The organism is Ruania albidiflava DSM 18029 (assembly GCF_000421225.1).
GTDB classification, from domain to species: domain Bacteria; phylum Actinomycetota; class Actinomycetes; order Actinomycetales; family Beutenbergiaceae; genus Ruania; species Ruania albidiflava.
In genome coordinates this window covers 149,452-163,819 of record NZ_ATWL01000004.1, presented here as the reverse complement: position 1 = coordinate 163,819, position 14,368 = coordinate 149,452, and the positions used below count along the sequence as shown (strand labels likewise).

At 71.1% G+C, this 14,368-nt stretch carries 14 protein-coding genes; 7 read left to right on the top strand and 7 right to left on the bottom strand.

The window, feature by feature from the left end; genetic code table 11:
* Nucleotides 1-46: 46 nt before the first annotated feature.
* Entirely contained in the window at nucleotides 47-763 is a 717-nt protein-coding gene (locus tag K338_RS20995; protein WP_245542911.1) for a methyltransferase family protein, read from the top strand.
* A 60-nt stretch (nucleotides 764-823) separates the two neighbouring features.
* Here K338_RS20995 and K338_RS20990 read toward each other — a convergent pair whose 3' ends face one another.
* Together K338_RS20990 and K338_RS0106900 are read right to left on the bottom strand one after the other, a co-directional pair.
* Nucleotides 824-2,083, bottom strand: coding sequence for a type II toxin-antitoxin system HipA family toxin (locus K338_RS20990; protein ID WP_040653152.1), 1,260 nt, complete (start codon nucleotides 2,081-2,083; stop codon nucleotides 824-826).
* A complete protein-coding gene (locus K338_RS0106900; protein WP_040653232.1) occupies nucleotides 2,080-2,319 on the bottom strand; it encodes a helix-turn-helix domain-containing protein in 240 nt (79 codons plus the stop codon). Before K338_RS0106900 ends, K338_RS20990 begins: the two co-directional genes overlap by 4 nt.
* A gap of 145 nt (nucleotides 2,320-2,464) precedes the next feature.
* Between K338_RS0106900 and K338_RS0106895 the strand changes: the two genes are divergently transcribed.
* On the top strand, nucleotides 2,465-3,385 hold the full coding sequence (locus K338_RS0106895) for an LLM class F420-dependent oxidoreductase (RefSeq protein WP_022917445.1): 921 nt from the start codon (nucleotides 2,465-2,467) through the stop codon (nucleotides 3,383-3,385).
* 50 nt (nucleotides 3,386-3,435) lie between these two features.
* Here the strand turns inward: K338_RS0106895 and K338_RS0106890 are convergent, their stop codons facing one another.
* The 3 genes from K338_RS0106890 to K338_RS0106880 are packed head-to-tail and all read right to left on the bottom strand — an operon-like array spanning nucleotide 3,436 to nucleotide 5,933.
* Nucleotides 3,436-4,518, bottom strand: coding sequence for an alpha/beta hydrolase (locus K338_RS0106890; protein WP_022917444.1), 1,083 nt, complete (start codon nucleotides 4,516-4,518; stop codon nucleotides 3,436-3,438).
* A gap of 48 nt (nucleotides 4,519-4,566) precedes the next feature.
* The gene (locus K338_RS0106885) at nucleotides 4,567-5,580 is read right to left on the bottom strand and encodes an LLM class flavin-dependent oxidoreductase (RefSeq protein ID WP_022917443.1); all 1,014 of its coding nucleotides are present in this window, start codon (nucleotides 5,578-5,580) and stop codon (nucleotides 4,567-4,569) included.
* On the bottom strand, nucleotides 5,577-5,933 hold the full coding sequence (locus tag K338_RS0106880; protein ID WP_022917442.1) for a TIGR04076 family protein: 357 nt from the start codon (nucleotides 5,931-5,933) through the stop codon (nucleotides 5,577-5,579). Before K338_RS0106880 ends, K338_RS0106885 begins: the two co-directional genes overlap by 4 nt.
* Before the next feature lie 149 nt (nucleotides 5,934-6,082).
* Here K338_RS0106880 and K338_RS0106875 point away from each other — a divergent pair, with 149 nt between their 5' ends.
* Entirely contained in the window at nucleotides 6,083-7,534 is a 1,452-nt protein-coding gene (locus K338_RS0106875) for a Na+/H+ antiporter NhaC family protein (RefSeq protein ID WP_022917441.1), read from the top strand.
* On the opposite strand, the gene K338_RS20985 is transcribed toward K338_RS0106875, so the two are convergent.
* On the bottom strand, nucleotides 7,486-8,073 hold the full coding sequence (locus K338_RS20985; RefSeq protein WP_211218197.1) for a hypothetical protein: 588 nt from the start codon (nucleotides 8,071-8,073) through the stop codon (nucleotides 7,486-7,488). The genes K338_RS0106875 and K338_RS20985 overlap by 49 nt on opposite strands.
* 260 nt (nucleotides 8,074-8,333) lie before the next feature.
* Between K338_RS20985 and K338_RS0106865 the strand changes: the two genes are divergently transcribed.
* Nucleotides 8,334-9,074: a GAP family protein gene (locus K338_RS0106865; RefSeq protein WP_027286526.1), complete on the top strand. Its 741-nt coding sequence runs from the start codon at nucleotides 8,334-8,336 to the stop codon at nucleotides 9,072-9,074.
* Nucleotides 9,075-9,102: 28 nt separating this feature from the next.
* Entirely contained in the window at nucleotides 9,103-10,134 is a 1,032-nt protein-coding gene (locus tag K338_RS0106860; protein ID WP_022917439.1) for an LLM class F420-dependent oxidoreductase, read from the top strand.
* 2 nt (nucleotides 10,135-10,136) lie between these two features.
* Here the strand turns inward: K338_RS0106860 and K338_RS20980 are convergent, their stop codons facing one another.
* Entirely contained in the window at nucleotides 10,137-10,781 is a 645-nt protein-coding gene (locus tag K338_RS20980) for a phosphotransferase (protein WP_245542910.1), read from the bottom strand.
* 498 nt (nucleotides 10,782-11,279) lie between these two features.
* Between K338_RS20980 and K338_RS0106850 the strand changes: the two genes are divergently transcribed.
* Together K338_RS0106850 and K338_RS0106845 are read left to right on the top strand one after the other, a co-directional pair.
* Nucleotides 11,280-12,704: an MFS transporter gene (locus K338_RS0106850; protein WP_022917438.1), complete on the top strand. Its 1,425-nt coding sequence runs from the start codon at nucleotides 11,280-11,282 to the stop codon at nucleotides 12,702-12,704.
* 109 nt (nucleotides 12,705-12,813) lie between these two features.
* Nucleotides 12,814-14,250, top strand: a complete 1,437-nt coding sequence (locus K338_RS0106845) for a beta-N-acetylhexosaminidase (RefSeq protein WP_022917437.1) — start codon at nucleotides 12,814-12,816, stop codon at nucleotides 14,248-14,250.
* Nucleotides 14,251-14,368 lie beyond the last annotated feature (118 nt).

The following is a 14,368-nucleotide window of genomic DNA, read 5'->3' as shown; positions in this document are numbered from 1 at the left end:
GCGTTGGTCGCGCTCGGTCGGCGGTGGGCGGTGGGCGGTGTGGGTCGTGGTGCCGTGGACGCTGCTGGTCGCAGCGGGGATGGCCGGGTACGCGACGATCACTGGCGAGGCCGGTGGGGGCGCGCTGCTCATGGTCGTCGCCAGCCTGGGCAGCGTGGCTGCCGGCCTGCTGGTGGTGCTCGGCCGGCTGCCCGGGGAGTGGCTGCTCGTCGGGCCGTTCGCCTTCCGACCTGCTGAGCCGGCACCGGCGCGGGTGCACGTGCGGCGCACCGGGGTGCAGATGCTGGGCTTCTGGGGAGCCTTTCTCGTGCTGCTCCCGCTCGGGCTCGCCGCGCTCGAACGGCGTTGGGGACTGCAGCTGGCGGCCCCGGGCGGGGTGCGGCTGGCCGGTGCCGGCCTGCTCGTGCTGGCCAGTGGGCTGGGCGTGTGGTCGGCGTGGTCGATGTCCCGCCGTGGCGCGGGCACACCGTTGCCTGCGGTGACGGCGCGCCGCCTGGTGGTCACCGGCCCCTACCGCCTGGTCCGCAACCCGATGGCGATCGCCGGGATCACCCAGGGCGTGGCCGTGGGCATCCTGCTCAGTTCGTGGATCGTCACCCTCTATGCGTTGTGCGGGTCGATCGTGTGGAACACGCTGATCCGCCCGGCGGAGGAAGCTGACCTGCAGGCTCGTTTCGGCGCCGAGTTCACCGCCTACCAGGAGAACGTGCCCTGCTGGGTGCCGCGGCTACCGCTCACGGAGCAACGCCCGCAGCAGGGCTGATGACCGGGAGCGCGCCCAGAGGGGACCGGCCCGCCCGCGCGGATGCGCACCGGTCGCCGCTCAGGTATAGCGCGCTGCGTGACGGCGCAGCTCAGGCAGCAGGCGTGCGGAGAGATCCCGAGCCTGACCATGCCAGTCGTCCACCTCTGCCAGCGCAGCCTCGAACGCCGCCGGGGCTTGCTCGGCGATCTCGGCCAGACGAACAAGCAGGCGTTCGTCGTCCAGTCGTGCACTCTGGGCGAAGCGTCGCCATGCCTCGCGGGTCACCTCGGTGAGCAGGAAGGTACCGCCGATGCTCATCGAGAGCTTGCGCGCTGCGCCGCCGGCACCGTAGCCCAGACCGGAGGCGACGTCGTAGAGCGGCGCAAGGTGCACCTGGTCCCCCTCGAGCAGCACTGCGTAGTTGCGCGCGTGCGCATCAGGCGCACCGATCACCGTGTTGAAGATCAGCCCGTCCACGAAGGCGTCCACGTTCGCGCGGGCCGCTCGGGGAGTCTCCGAGGCAGCGCGCAGCAGGTCGACCACATCGGCGGCCGACGGGCCGCCGTACTCCTCGTACTTCTCTGACAGGCCCAGGGCCTGGCACAGGTCCTCCTGGTGCCGGCGCACCAGGAGACCTCGCTCGTCGATCACCCGGTCGAAGCGGGTGATCACGATCGCGAGCTGTGACTTGAACTCGGTGAACTCGGTGTGCGCCGCCGGCAGGCCGAGCGCGGTGGCGGCGCGCATGCTGACGTGCTCGGCAAGCGCCTGGGCCTTGAGGGCGCGCACACCTGGCTTGACGATGTGGGTGGTGGGCTCTGCCCCGTGCGCGGTGTGCCAGCCGTCCTGCCAGCGCAGCGCAAACTTCTGCTGGGTGCCGCCCAGCGACCAGTGCTCGCCGGGCAGGATCCAGGAAGCCTCCTCGTCCACATCCATCTCGGCCAGCCGCTGCTCGATCTCGGCGTCCGCGACGGGGACCAGCTCCCCGTGGCGTGCCTGCACCTGCGCGATCTCCTCCGGGAGGCAGAACTGCACGGCGCCGGCGCAGTCTTTGCCGATGGCCGCCAAGATGCTCAGCTGGTCCTTGGTGTCCACCCCGTACTGGTTCTTCAAGGCCGTCAGCGCACCGTCGCTGTCCGGGACCAGACCATCGAGGTAGGACTCGACCGCCGCTCCCGAGTGTGTGCCGAGCACCGGCGCAAGGGCAAGGGAGAGTGGTGTCACGTCCGGGCGCCGCACGTGCTCCAGATAGGTCAGCCGCAGCGTCGAGCGCGTGCGCTCCACCATCGCGACGTGCTCACCGCCGAGCAGCACCGCCAGCTGTCGGGGCGGCCTCACGGCGCCTCGTCCCGGATCATCAGGCTGGCGTCCAGCGCGTCCAGCACGTGCAGGACCAGACCGATCTCCAACCCTGCGGTCTTGCCGGCCTCGAGCTTGATCAACCATTGCCGGGACACGTCGGCGAGCCGGGCGAGCTCGGCCTGGGTCAGTCCGCGTCGCATCCGGAGCATCCGGACGGCGGTACCCAGCCGGGGCAGAGATCTCACGTTGGTCAGCGCAGGAGAACCGGACATGATGTCATCATACGGCGACACTACGACAATGTCGATGAGCGACGACATTGCCGCAACGTCTGCGTACGACGACATCGGTGCCGTAGGGCGCGGTCATGTCCATCAGGCCGGCTGTCCGAGATCGAGCTCATGGCAGGCTGGAGCCATGCAGCTACGGATCTTCACCGAACCTCAGCAGGGCGCCTCCTACGACGACCTGCTCGCCGTCGCCAAGGCGACCGAGGAGCTCGGCTTCGACGCATTCTTCCGTTCCGACCACTACCTGGCCATGGGCACCGACGGGCTGCCCGGACCGACCGACGCCTGGACCACGCTCGCCGGGTTGGCGCGAGAGACCTCGCGCATCCGCCTGGGCACGCTGGTCTCCTCGGCCACGTTCCGCCATCCCGGCGTGCTGGCGATCCAGGTGGCACAGGTGGACCAGATGTCCGGCGGCCGGGTCGAGCTCGGCCTGGGCACCGGCTGGTACGCCGAGGAGCACGCCGCCTACGGTATCCCGTTCCCGGCCAAGCGGTTCGGGATGCTGGAAGAACAGCTGGAGGTGGTCACCGGCCTCTGGCACACACCGGCCGGGCAGACGTTCTCCTTCACCGGCGAGCACTACCAGCTGACCGACTCCCCCGCACTACCCAAACCAGCGCAGCCGCAGGTGCCAGTGCTGGTCGGCGGGCACGGCAAGCGCCGCACCCCGGCGCTGGCCGCGAGGTTCGCCAGCGAGTTCAACATCGCCTTCCCACAGCTGGGCGACATCCCCGCCGGTTTCGCCCGGGTGCACCAGGCGTGCCAAGACATCGGTCGCGATCCGGCCGACCTCACCTACTCGGTGGCACTGGTGGCCTGCGTGGGTGCTGACGAGGCGGAGGTGGGCCGGCGGGCGGCCGCGATCGGTCGGGAGCCGGCGGAGCTACGGGAGAACGGGGTGGCCGGCACCCCGGCGGAGGCGGCGGCCCGGATCCGAGAGGTGCAGGAGATGGGCGCGGAGCGGGTGTACCTGCAGATCCTCGACCTGGCGGACCTGGACCACCTGGACCTGATCGCCCGTGAGGTGGCCCCGCAGCTGAGCTGACCGTGCGCGCCGGCGCCCGCCCGGAGCAGCGTGACCTGCCTGCGCGCCGGCTACTGCACCTGTGCCTGCAGGAAGTCCAGCACCCGCGTCAGCGCCAGCTGCGCCGGTTCGGTGTGCAGGGCCACCTGGTACTCGTGCGGCACCGGCGGGTCGGTGTCGGCCGGGAAGAACAGCGCGTCCACGTCCGCTCCCGCGGCGGCCAGCGCCTGAGCCATCGAGTGCGAGTGCGCCTCGAGCGGGTCGCCGTTGCCGGCGGAGATGAACGTGGGCGGGAGCTCGCCGGTCACGTGCTGCGGCAGGGAGGCGTACGCCAGGGCGGGGTCGTCCAGGAATTCCTTCTGCCCGGTGTAGGCCCAGATGATGTCGCGCTGGAACCTGCCCGTGATCCCGTCGTCGTAGTCCGGCAGGTGCAGGTCGTAGGCACCGCACATCAGCACGGTGCCGACCAGCTGCTCGGCATCCAGCGGCCGCTGCAGCCCGGCTGCCTCGGCGTAACCGGGCTGGGAGATGGCCATCGCGGTCTGGGCGGCGATGTGCCCGCCGGCGGAGTCCCCGCCGAGCACGATGCGGCTGGGGTCCACGTGCAGCTCCTCGGCGTGCGCGTCCACGTAGGCGAGCGCGTCAGCCACCTGGCCCAGCTGGTAGGGGTACTGCTCCTCCGGTGCCTTGGTGTACTCCACGGAGATGGTGGTGTAGCCGCGAGCGGCGATCGTCTGCAGGTAGGTCGTGGTGCCGTCCTTGGTGCCGGCGACGAATGCACCGCCGTGCACCCACACCACTGTGGGCAACGGCCCCTCTTCTCCTTCGGGCCAGAACACGTCCATCCGGCCGTCCTCGTCACCGGGACGGTAGACGACGTCGAAGCTCGAGCTCACACCTGCTGGGGCGGCGACCTGCCCGGCGGCCGGGTCATCCCCGTTGAAGGCGGGCAGGTTGCGCAGCAGCAGCGTGGTGGGCCAGTAGCTCACCTGGAACGCGATCACCACCACCAGGGCGAGCGCCAGGATGCTGGTCAGCAGGCCGATCCCCACCTTCAGCAGCCGACGGGGCCACCGCCGGGGCAGGCCGGAGTCGTCAACCTCCGCACCCGTCGGCTGAGCCTCGCCCGCAGGTACCTCTTCTCCTTCTGCCATCAGACCCTCTCTGCGCTCAGGCCGCCGCCAGCTCAGGCCGCCGCCAGCTCAGGCCGCCGCCAGCTCTGCCCGCACGGCCGGCAGCACGGCCGACCCGAGGAGCTGGATGCCGCCCGCCCCGGTGAGGCCGTGCGGTGTGCCGAACTCCACCCGGTCGGCACCGGCAGCGGCCAGCCGGAGCGTGTGCTCCACCACCTGGCTGGGCGTGCCGGCCAGGCAGAACCGGTCCAGCAGGTCGTCGCTGAGCAGCCCGCCGGCGTCCTCGGCCCGCCCTTCGGCCAGCAGCGCCCGCAACTGCACCAGCAGCTCCTCCTCCACCTGCACGGTCGGATCCAGGCGAGCGACGACGTCGACGTACATGGCCACCTCCCGGCGCGCGAGCGCGCGGGCCCGTGCGCCGTCCTCGTCCACCACGGTGACCGCACCGGCACACACCCGCACCGCCCCGGCGCCCCGACCCGCTGCAGTGGCAGACGTCTCCAACCAGGTGCGCATCTGCTGGACCATGTCCGGGTTGGCGGACCCGCCGATCTTCACCTCGTCGGCGATCCGCCCGGCCAGGTCGGCCCCGCGCGGACCCCAGACGCCGAGCAGCACGTCCACCTCCGGCCGCACCGGTGGGTACTGCAGGCGGAAACCGGGTTCGACGGAGAACGCCCGCCCCTGGTAGCCGCCGTCGTCCCCGGCCACGAACCGGCGCACGATCTGCACAGTGTCCTCCAGGTGCGCCAACGGCCGGTCCTGGGCGGTGCCGACCTGCTGCAGCCAGGAGCCACGCGCCAGACCGAGGTAGGCGCGCCCGCCGCTGGCCTCGTCCAGCACCGCGTGCTGCCCGGCGATCTCCACCGGGTGCAGCAGGTAGGGGTTCAGGCAGGAGGGCCCCAGGCGGAGGCTGCGGCTCGCCCCGGCCGCGGCCAGCAGCGCAGCCAGCGGCGGCTGGAAACCGAGGTCGGAGTACACCGACAGACCGTCGAACCCGTGCTCCTGCACCTGCCGTGTGAGCCGGGTGTACTCCGCGGTGGTCTTGTCCGACTGCAGCGCGATCGTCAGTGCCAGGCTCATGTCAGCTCCTCGGTGGGGATGCTGGCAGTGCCGGTGCGCTCGATCCGCATGATCAGCCGTTCCTCCGGATCCGGGCAGGCCACCTCGTTGTCGGTGGCGAGCCAGTCACCCGCAGCCACGGCCCGCTGGGCGGCGGGCAGCAGCGGGAGCACCGCCGAGAGCGCGTACAGGCAGAAGTGCCGACCCTCGGGTAGCGAGATCCGGCTGGAGCAGGTCAGGTCGAAGTGATCGCCCGGCCGCAGTCCACACACCGACCGGCCCTCGATCCGGTCCACCACCACCCGCAGGTCGTACAGCTCGGTGCGCCGCTGCTCAGCGCGGGTATCGGCAGCCATGTCCCGGTCTTCGCTCATCACATCCTCCTCGCCCCAGTATCGCCTCCTCCCCCGGGCTCGGGCACAGTCGCCCCGAAGCGTGGACACCCCACTCACCGCACCCGCTGGCCCGTGTACCCTCCCGGCCAAGCCGCCCAGCTGTACCGTCCGCGAGAAGAGGACCTGCGATGAGTTCCGACACCCTGACGTTCCGCGGTGGCTGGGCGATGGCGTTCATCCCCGTGGCGATCTTCGTGGTCTTCTGCGTCGTCTACTTCGTGGTGCTGGACGCCTTCGACATGACCGTGCTGGCGGCGGGCGGGTTCATCGCGCTGCTGCTGGGCGCGTTGCTGGCGCGCGGCTACACCAGGTTCTGGGATGCCGTGATCGCCGGCGTCGGCAGTGCGACCTCGGTGTCCATCGTGATGATCCTGGTGCTCGTCGGCATGCTCGGGCAGCTGATCAAGGACTCCGACGTCTCCGCCGGTTTCGTCTGGATCGCCGAGCAGGCCGGCCTACACGGCGCTGTCCTGACGCTGTTCGTCTTCCTCGCCTGCTGTCTGATCGCGATGGCCACCGGGTCCTCGATCGGCACGATGTTCACGGCGTTCCCGATCTTCTACCCGGCGGGAGTCCTACTCGGCGCGGACCCGGCAATGCTGGCCGGGGCGATCGTCTCCGGAGCCATCTTCGGGGACAACCTCGCACCGATCTCGGACACCACGATCATCTCCGCCTCCACCCAGCGGTTCCGCCGCAAGGACGGCGCAGCCGATATCGGAGGGGTGGTCACCAGCCGGGCCCGGTACGCGCTCGTGGCGGCCGCGCTTGCCGCGATCGGCTACCTCACCTTCGGCAGATCCGGTGCATCCGGCGCAGCAGGTGTGGATCTGACCGAGCACTCCGACCCGCGCGGGCTGATCATGCTGGCGCCGATCGCCGCACTGCTGCTGACGGCGTTCCTCTCCCGGAACATCTATCTGGCCGTGACCGTCGGTCTCGTTCTCGGCACGGCGACGGCGTTGCTCGCCGGGCTCCTGGAACCGTCCGGGGTGCTCGGCGTGGCCGAGGGAGCTCCGACGGGATACCTGGTGACCGGAGTGACCGCGATGCTCCCGACTGTGGCGCTGGTGGTCGCGGTGTTCGGGATCATGGGCGTGCTCCGCGCGGCCGGTGTGCTGGAACGGATCGTCGCCGCCCTCACCGAAGGGCGCCTCGCCGGCACGCCTCGCGGTGCCGAGGCGGCGATCGGGCTCGGGGTGAGCGCCACCACGGTGCTCTTCGGTGGGGTGAACTCCGCCTCGATGCTCATCTTCGGACCGGTGGCGGACGAGATCGGTGCCCGGCACGGGCTGCACCCGTACCGGCGCACCAACGTGATGGACTGCTTCGCGATGGGCCTCGCCTGTGTGGTGCCGGTGTTCAGCGCGTTCCTGTTCATCGGTGCGATGCTCACCGCCGGGCACGAGCAGGCACCGGAGCTGGCCACCACGGAGCTGTTCGGGGCGACCTTCTACCCCTTGCTGCTCACCGTGGTGCTGATCGCGGCAGTGGCCACCGGGTGGGGGCGCCGGTTCGAGGGGGAGGGTGGTCAGCCGGTCAGGCGCCGCGAGGACGCGGGCGCTCCAGCGGGGGCCTGACCTACGACCTCGCCCTCCTCCGGTTCGGCGGGGGTGATCGCGGTCGGTACCGACGAGCCGGTCTGTGCACCTTCCTCGGGTTCGCTCTTGTAGAGCCCGTAGTAGACCGGCCCGGTGGCGAACCAGAGCACCAGCACCGCGCTGGCCCGCCCGATCCACGCCCACATCGGGTCACTGCCGAACAGCTCGGGCAGCGAGGTGGGCACATACCAGCCGGAGACGACCACCATCGCCAGCAGCAACGGCACGGCCAGCGCCCACGCGATCGCCATCCGCTTGAAGCTGTGCCACTCGTGCCGCATCCGCTCGGGGCCAGCGGTCGGCAGCTTGGCCGGCTTCGGCCCGCCGGCGTACCGGTGCGCGAACCAGCCGTCCACTCGGCGCACGATGTAGTGCCCGAAGGCCACGCTCACGCCCAGGTAGATGGCGGCCAGGCCGTGCACGTTCCCCGGCTGGGAACCACCGGCCAGGTCCACCAGGGTGAGCGTGACCAGCACCAGGTCGGCCAGCGGCACTCCGAGCAGCAGCACCGTGCTCAACCGCGGTGCGCGCAGCAGGTACCCGCCGCGAGGCCGCCGAACAGCAGCACCCAGAACAGCACTTCGGAGGCGATGATGCCGCCGACCAAGATCGTCGAGCTCGAGTCCATACCGGCTATCCTCGGCGCCGGTCGCTGAGCGAACATCGGCCGAAGGAGCCCTCTTCCGGTGTGCGCATCCGACGAAGGATGTACACAGCGTGCGCACAGATGAGCCACCCTGCTGATGTACCGGCGCACCGCGGTCACCAGGCTGGTTCCATGTCCCTCTCCCTCGTCGGCGGCCTGACCGTGCTCGCGCTCATCGACTCCACCAGCATCGGCACCCTGGTGCTGCCGATCTGGCTGATGCTGCAGCGTGGCCGGCTGCTCGCCGGCCGGATCGGCGCCTTCCTGCTGGTGGTGGCCCTGTTCTACTGGGCGATGGGGCTGGCACTGCTCGCCGGGGCGCTCACCTTCGGCGACCAGCTCATCACCTTCTTGGACACCCCGGCCGGAGCGTGGGTGCGCCTGCTCGTCGGACTGGCGCTGTTCGCCGTCTCCTGGAAGATCCCCGGGAAGAAGGCGGCGGTGGCTCGGCAGGAGGCCCGCAAACGAGGCGAGGACGTTCCTCGGGGCCGGCTGGACCGGTGGCGGGAGCAGGCGATGACCCAGCGCAGCTCCAGCAGGAGTGTAGTCGCCCTGGCCGCGTTCGCGGTGCTTGCCGCCTCGGCAGAGATCCCCACGATGCTGCCGTACCTGGCGGGGATCGGGCTGCTCAGTGCCGCAGACCTGGGTGGCGCGGCGCAGGCGGGTGTGCTGTGGGGCTACTGTCTGGTGATGATTGCCCCGGCGGCGGTGCTGCTCGTGGTGCGCCTCGCCGTCGGAACCCGGTTGGACGGCGCCCTGCGCAAGATCGGTGACTTCCTGGAGCGGGAGGCCGGGGAGACGATCGGCTGGCTGATCGGCATCGCCGGCGCGATCCTCGCGCTGCGCGCCGGTACCGAGATCTTCGGGTTCTGACCGGCCCCGCTACGGCATGATGGGCAGGATGCGGATCGGATTTCACACCGGATACTGGGCTGCTGGCCCGCCACCAGGAGCTGCCGAGGCCGTGGCCGCAGCGGACGAGCTGGGACTGGACTCGGTGTGGACGGCCGAGTCCTACGGTTCGGATGCGTTCACCCCGTTGGCCTGGTGGGGCGCGGGCACCTCCCGGGTTCGGTTGGGCACCGGGATCGCGCAGCTCTCCGCGCGCACCCCGGCGGCCACGGCGATGACCGCGCTCACCCTGGACCACCTCTCCGGTGGCCGGTTCGTGCTCGGTCTGGGGGCCTCCGGTCCGCAGGTGGTGGAGGGGTGGTACGGCCAGCCCTACCCCCGGCCGTTGGAGCGCACCCGGGAGTACGTGCAGATCGTTCGTGAGGTGCTCGCCCGGGAGGCGCCCGTCACGTTCTCCGGGAAGCATTTCTCGCTCCCGTACGACGGCGGAGCTCACCAGGGAAAGCCGCTGCGGTCCACTGTGCATCCGTTGCGAGCGGACCTGCCGATCCACCTGGCGGCGCAGGGCCCGCGGAACACGGCGCTGGCCGCCGAGATCGCCGACGGCTGGTTGCCCGCGTTCATCTCCCCGGCCTTGGATGCCGAGTACCGGCAGAACCTGGCCGACGGCTTCGCCCGGCGCGATCGGGCACGGACGCCGGTCGCCGACTTCGAGGTCAGCGCGGCCGTGCCGGCGGTGATCGGCACCGATCTGGAATCGGCGGCCGATGCGGTGCGCCCGCATCTGGCGCTGTACATCGGCGGGATGGGCTCGGCAGCTGCGAACTTCCACCGGGAGGCGATCGCCCGGCTGGGCTACGCGCAGGTGTGCGAGGAGGTCCAGACCAAGTACGCCGCCGGGGACAAGGCGGCCGCAGCGGCAGCCGTTCCCACGGAGCTGGTGACGGACGTGGCCCTGGTCGGGACGCCGTCGGACCTGGCTGGCCAGCTGGCCCGCTGGCAGGCGAGCTGCGTGACCACGCTGATCCTGCAGACCGACCCGCGGATGCTCGCCCCGCTCGTGACCGCACTGCGCGGCTGACCTCAGCCGGGGCTGAAGGTGATCAGCCGCATCCCCCGCCGCAGCGCTCGCGACGGTGCACTACTACTACGCGAGCGAGGACGACCTGCGTGGAGGGCATCAGGTGGGGTCGAGCTGACCGCTCGGTGCTCCTCCTCACCGGTGTGCAGCGCGAACAGGCCGTAGTCGACCGGGCCGAAGGCGAGCAGCTCAGCGCAGTGGGCCGCCAGCCCAGGCCAGGTCTGCCCACCAGCCTCGGCGTAGGCGGCCAGGAACGTGGAGAAGGCCTCGGGCGGGGCGAACCCGGCCTGGAACATCAGATCCTTGCCCGGGTCGCCGATCCCGGCAGTGGTCCAGTCCAGCACCCCGGTGATCGTGGCCTCGTCGCTGACCAGGAGGTGTGCGTGGTACAGCTCCCCGTGCGTGAACACTGTGCGCTCGGGCCAGCCGGTGTCATCGGCGAGCCAGGCGTCCCACCGCTCGCGCAGCGCCGGGTCGATGGTGAACGCCTCGGCCACGCGGGCCAGGTCGGCCGCACGTGCATCGCGGACCTCGGCGATCGTCGGCGTGGGCAGCCCGGCCGCCGCGACCTCCTCGCGGGGCACCTGATGCAGCTGGCCGACCAGGTGGCCGTACGCCTGGGCGAACGGCTGGGAGGCGACGTCCACGTGCCAGGTGACCTCGCCGTCGTCGATGGTCAGGCCCGGCTGACCCGGGAAGCAGCGGGTAGGCGATGAGTTCCTCGGTGTGCACCCGCCACTGCGGCACGGCCGGTGAGATCCGGTCGCGCACGAGGTCCAGCAGCAGCGCCTCGGCCCGCGCCCCGGTGGCCAGGTCGGCCCGGCGCGGGATGCGCAGCACCCAGTTCGCTCCGGTGGCATCGCGGGCATAGGCGACCCGGTAGTCCAGACCGCTCTCGTTCAGGTGCACGCTTGCTGGGTCCAGCTCCAACCCGTGGCGTGCGGCGAGCGTGGTGATCTCCTCCGGACGGGATGTCATGGGGTCATCGTCGCAGTCCAGCGCCATCCGGCCGAGCGAATATCGGCGTCGTGGGCGTGCGCACCAGCCGAGCAGCTGCGCAGGCTCGCCCGACTGCGGCCCTCCGGCTGTCCGCCAGCACTAGAGTTCGGATCAGTCCCTTCCCACCCACCTCTGATCGAGGTCTGATGACTGACCCAGGTCCGACCACCCGCCTCACTCGCACCGAGCGTCTCGACCGGCTTCCGTTCACCCGCGCGCACGGCAAGCTGCTCGGTGCATCCGGTGTGGGCTGGGCGCTGGATGCGATGGACGTCGGGCTGATCTCGTTCATCATGGCCGCTCTGGGTGCCGAGTGGATGCTCACCGATGCGGAGAAGTCCTGGATCGGGTCGATCGGGTTCGTCGGGATGGCGATCGGTGCCAGCGTGGGCGGGTTGCTCGCCGACCGGTTCGGCCGCCGGCAGGTCTTCGCACTCACGCTACTGGTGTACGGGCTGGCCACCGGGCTCTCCGCCGCGTCGATGGGGCTGGCGATGCTGCTGACGCTGCGGTTCGTGGTGGGGCTCGGCCTCGGTGCCGAGCTGCCGGTCGCCTCCACGCTGATGAGCGAGTTCGCACCCCGCAAGATCCGCGGCCGGGTGGTGGTGATCCTGGAGGCGTTCTGGGCCTTCGGCTGGATCGCGGCGGCCCTGATCGGCTACCTGGTGGTGCCGGCCGCGAACGGGTGGCGGTGGGCGCTGCTGCTGGGCACCGTACCGGCGCTGTGGGCCCTCGTGGTGCGCTGGCGGATGCCGGAGTCGGTGCGGTTCCTGGAACGGGCCGGCCGGCACGACGAGGCGGAGGCGGTGGTCCGCAGCTTCGAGTCCTCCCCCGAAGTTGCTCGTCGATCCGGCCCCGCGGGGCAACCCGATCAACGAGCAAGTTCACCTGAGGAGGTTGCCTCACCTGTCGAGACGACCGGGGCCGATGACGGCGCAGCCTCCGTTGCCGGGGCCGGTGCACCGGGGCAGAGGGCCGGCTGGCGGGACCTGTGGCAGCCACGGCTGCGCCGCCGCACCACGGCGATCTGGCTGGCCTGGTTCGGCGTGAACTTCGCCTACTACGGGGCGTTCATCTGGTTGCCGTCGCTGCTGGTGGCCAAGGGATTCGACCTCGTGCACTCCTTCGGGTACACGCTGATCATCACCCTGGCCCAGCTGCCCGGGTACGCCGCAGCGGCGTTCCTGATCGAGAAATGGGGCCGTCGGCCCACGCTGGCCACATTCCTGGCCGGCTCGGCGGTGGCGGCGATCTGGTTCGGGCAGGCGGACTCGGTGGGGATGATCATCGCCGCGGGGATGACCCTCTCGGCGTTCAACCTGGGGGCCTGGGGTGCGCTCTACGCTGTCACCCCGGAGCTCTACCCCACCCCGCTGCGCGGCACCGGTGCGGGCAGCGCCGCAGCCTTCGGGCGGATCGCCTCGATCGTGGCGCCGTTGAGCGTGCCGCTGCTGCTCGGGGTGGGCGGCACCGCGTTCGCGTTCGTGGTGTTCGCGATCGCGTTCGCACTGGCCTGCGGGGCGGCGCTGGCGTTGCCTGAGCTCACCGGGACTGCCCTCGAGGAGGGCTGACCACGCGACAGGGATCCCCGACACGGCCACGGGAGGGGCACAGTGCCCGCAGCCCGCTCCGGCATACTGAGCGGCCAGGCATCCAGCGCCGTCGCAACCAAGGAGACCCGTGTCCGACACCGCTCTGCCCGCTATCGTGCCGCAGCCCCGCCTGCTCCACCCCTCCGACTCCGCCCTGACCACCAGCGACGTCGCCACGGCGCTGAGCGAACAGCTCACCACCGCCCTCGCGCCGGAGGCCTACCGGTTGACTGTGACTGCTGAGGGCGCCACGCTCGCGGCGGGCAGCGAGGCCGGGCTGCGCAACGGACGCGCGACCTGGACCCAGCTGCTCGACCACGCCACGACCGACGAGGACGGGCGCACCACGGTGCCCGGCGTCGTCGTCGAGGACGAGCCGCGCCATGCCTGGCGCGGTCTGATGGTGGACTGCGCCCGGTACTTCACCCCGGTGGCCGAGCTGGAGAAGCTCATCGACGCGCTCGCCCTGCACCGGATGAACCGGCTGCACCTGCACCTGACCGACGACCAGGGCTGGCGGGTGGAGATCGACGGCTGGCCGCGGCTGACCGAGGTGGGCTCCACCCGCCCGCGCACGCTCGCCGGGCACCACCGCAGCGCCGAGAACTCCGGTGGCGAGCCGCAGTGGACCACCGAGCCGCACAGCGGGCACTACACCCAGGAGGAGCTGCGGGCACTGGTGCGCTACGGCGCGGACCGCGGTGTGACCCTGGTGCCCGAGATCGACCTGCCGGGGCACATGCAGGCGGCAGTCGCCGCCTACCCCGAGCTCGGCAACCTCGACCAGCCGGTCCGGGTCCGCGAGACCTGGGGCATCTCCGAGCATGTGCTGGCACCGACCGAGACGGCGTTCCGCTTCGTGCGGGACGTGCTCACCCAGGTGGTGGACATCTTCCCCAGCGAGTGGATCCACGTCGGCGGGGACGAGTGCCCGACCGTGGAGTGGCGCAGCTCGCCGGTGGCGCAGGAGTTCATGGCCGCCCACGGGCTGTCCACCGAGCGGCAGATCCAGCGGGAGTTCCTGAAGGTGGCTCGCGAGGTGCTCTCGGCTGCGGGGCGCACCCTGGTCGGCTGGGACGAGATCCTCGAGGCGGAACCGCCAGCAGACGCCATCACGATGCTGTGGCGACGTGGTAAGGACGTCACCGACGCCGAGCAGCATGGACTGCGCTGCGTGTACGCCTGCTCGGACACGCTGTACCTGGACCACTACCAGGCCGACCCCGAGCACGAGCCGCTGGCGCTCGGGGGTCGGTCCACGCTCGAGGACGTGTACCGCACCCAGGAGCTGCCCGCCGGCGCCAGCCAGGAGCAACGCGACCTGCTGCTCGGCGTGCAGGGACAGCTGTGGCGGGAGTACGTGCCCACCAGCGAGCACCTGGAGTACATGCTGTTCCCACGCCTGTGCGCCCTCAGCGAGGTCGCGTGGGGGCACCGCACCAGCTGGGAGGACTTCCGCCAGCGGTTGCAGCAGCACCTGCCCCGGCTGGCGGCACGCGGTATCGGCTACCGCCAGCTGGACTGACTACCGGCGCGGGCCGACTCTGCGCTGTGCGTCCGCGCGGGCGCGCGGACCATCGCTGATCTCACGGGTTGGGACTGGCAGTCCAACTCCGGCACCGTGGTCGACGGGCTCCTACGGT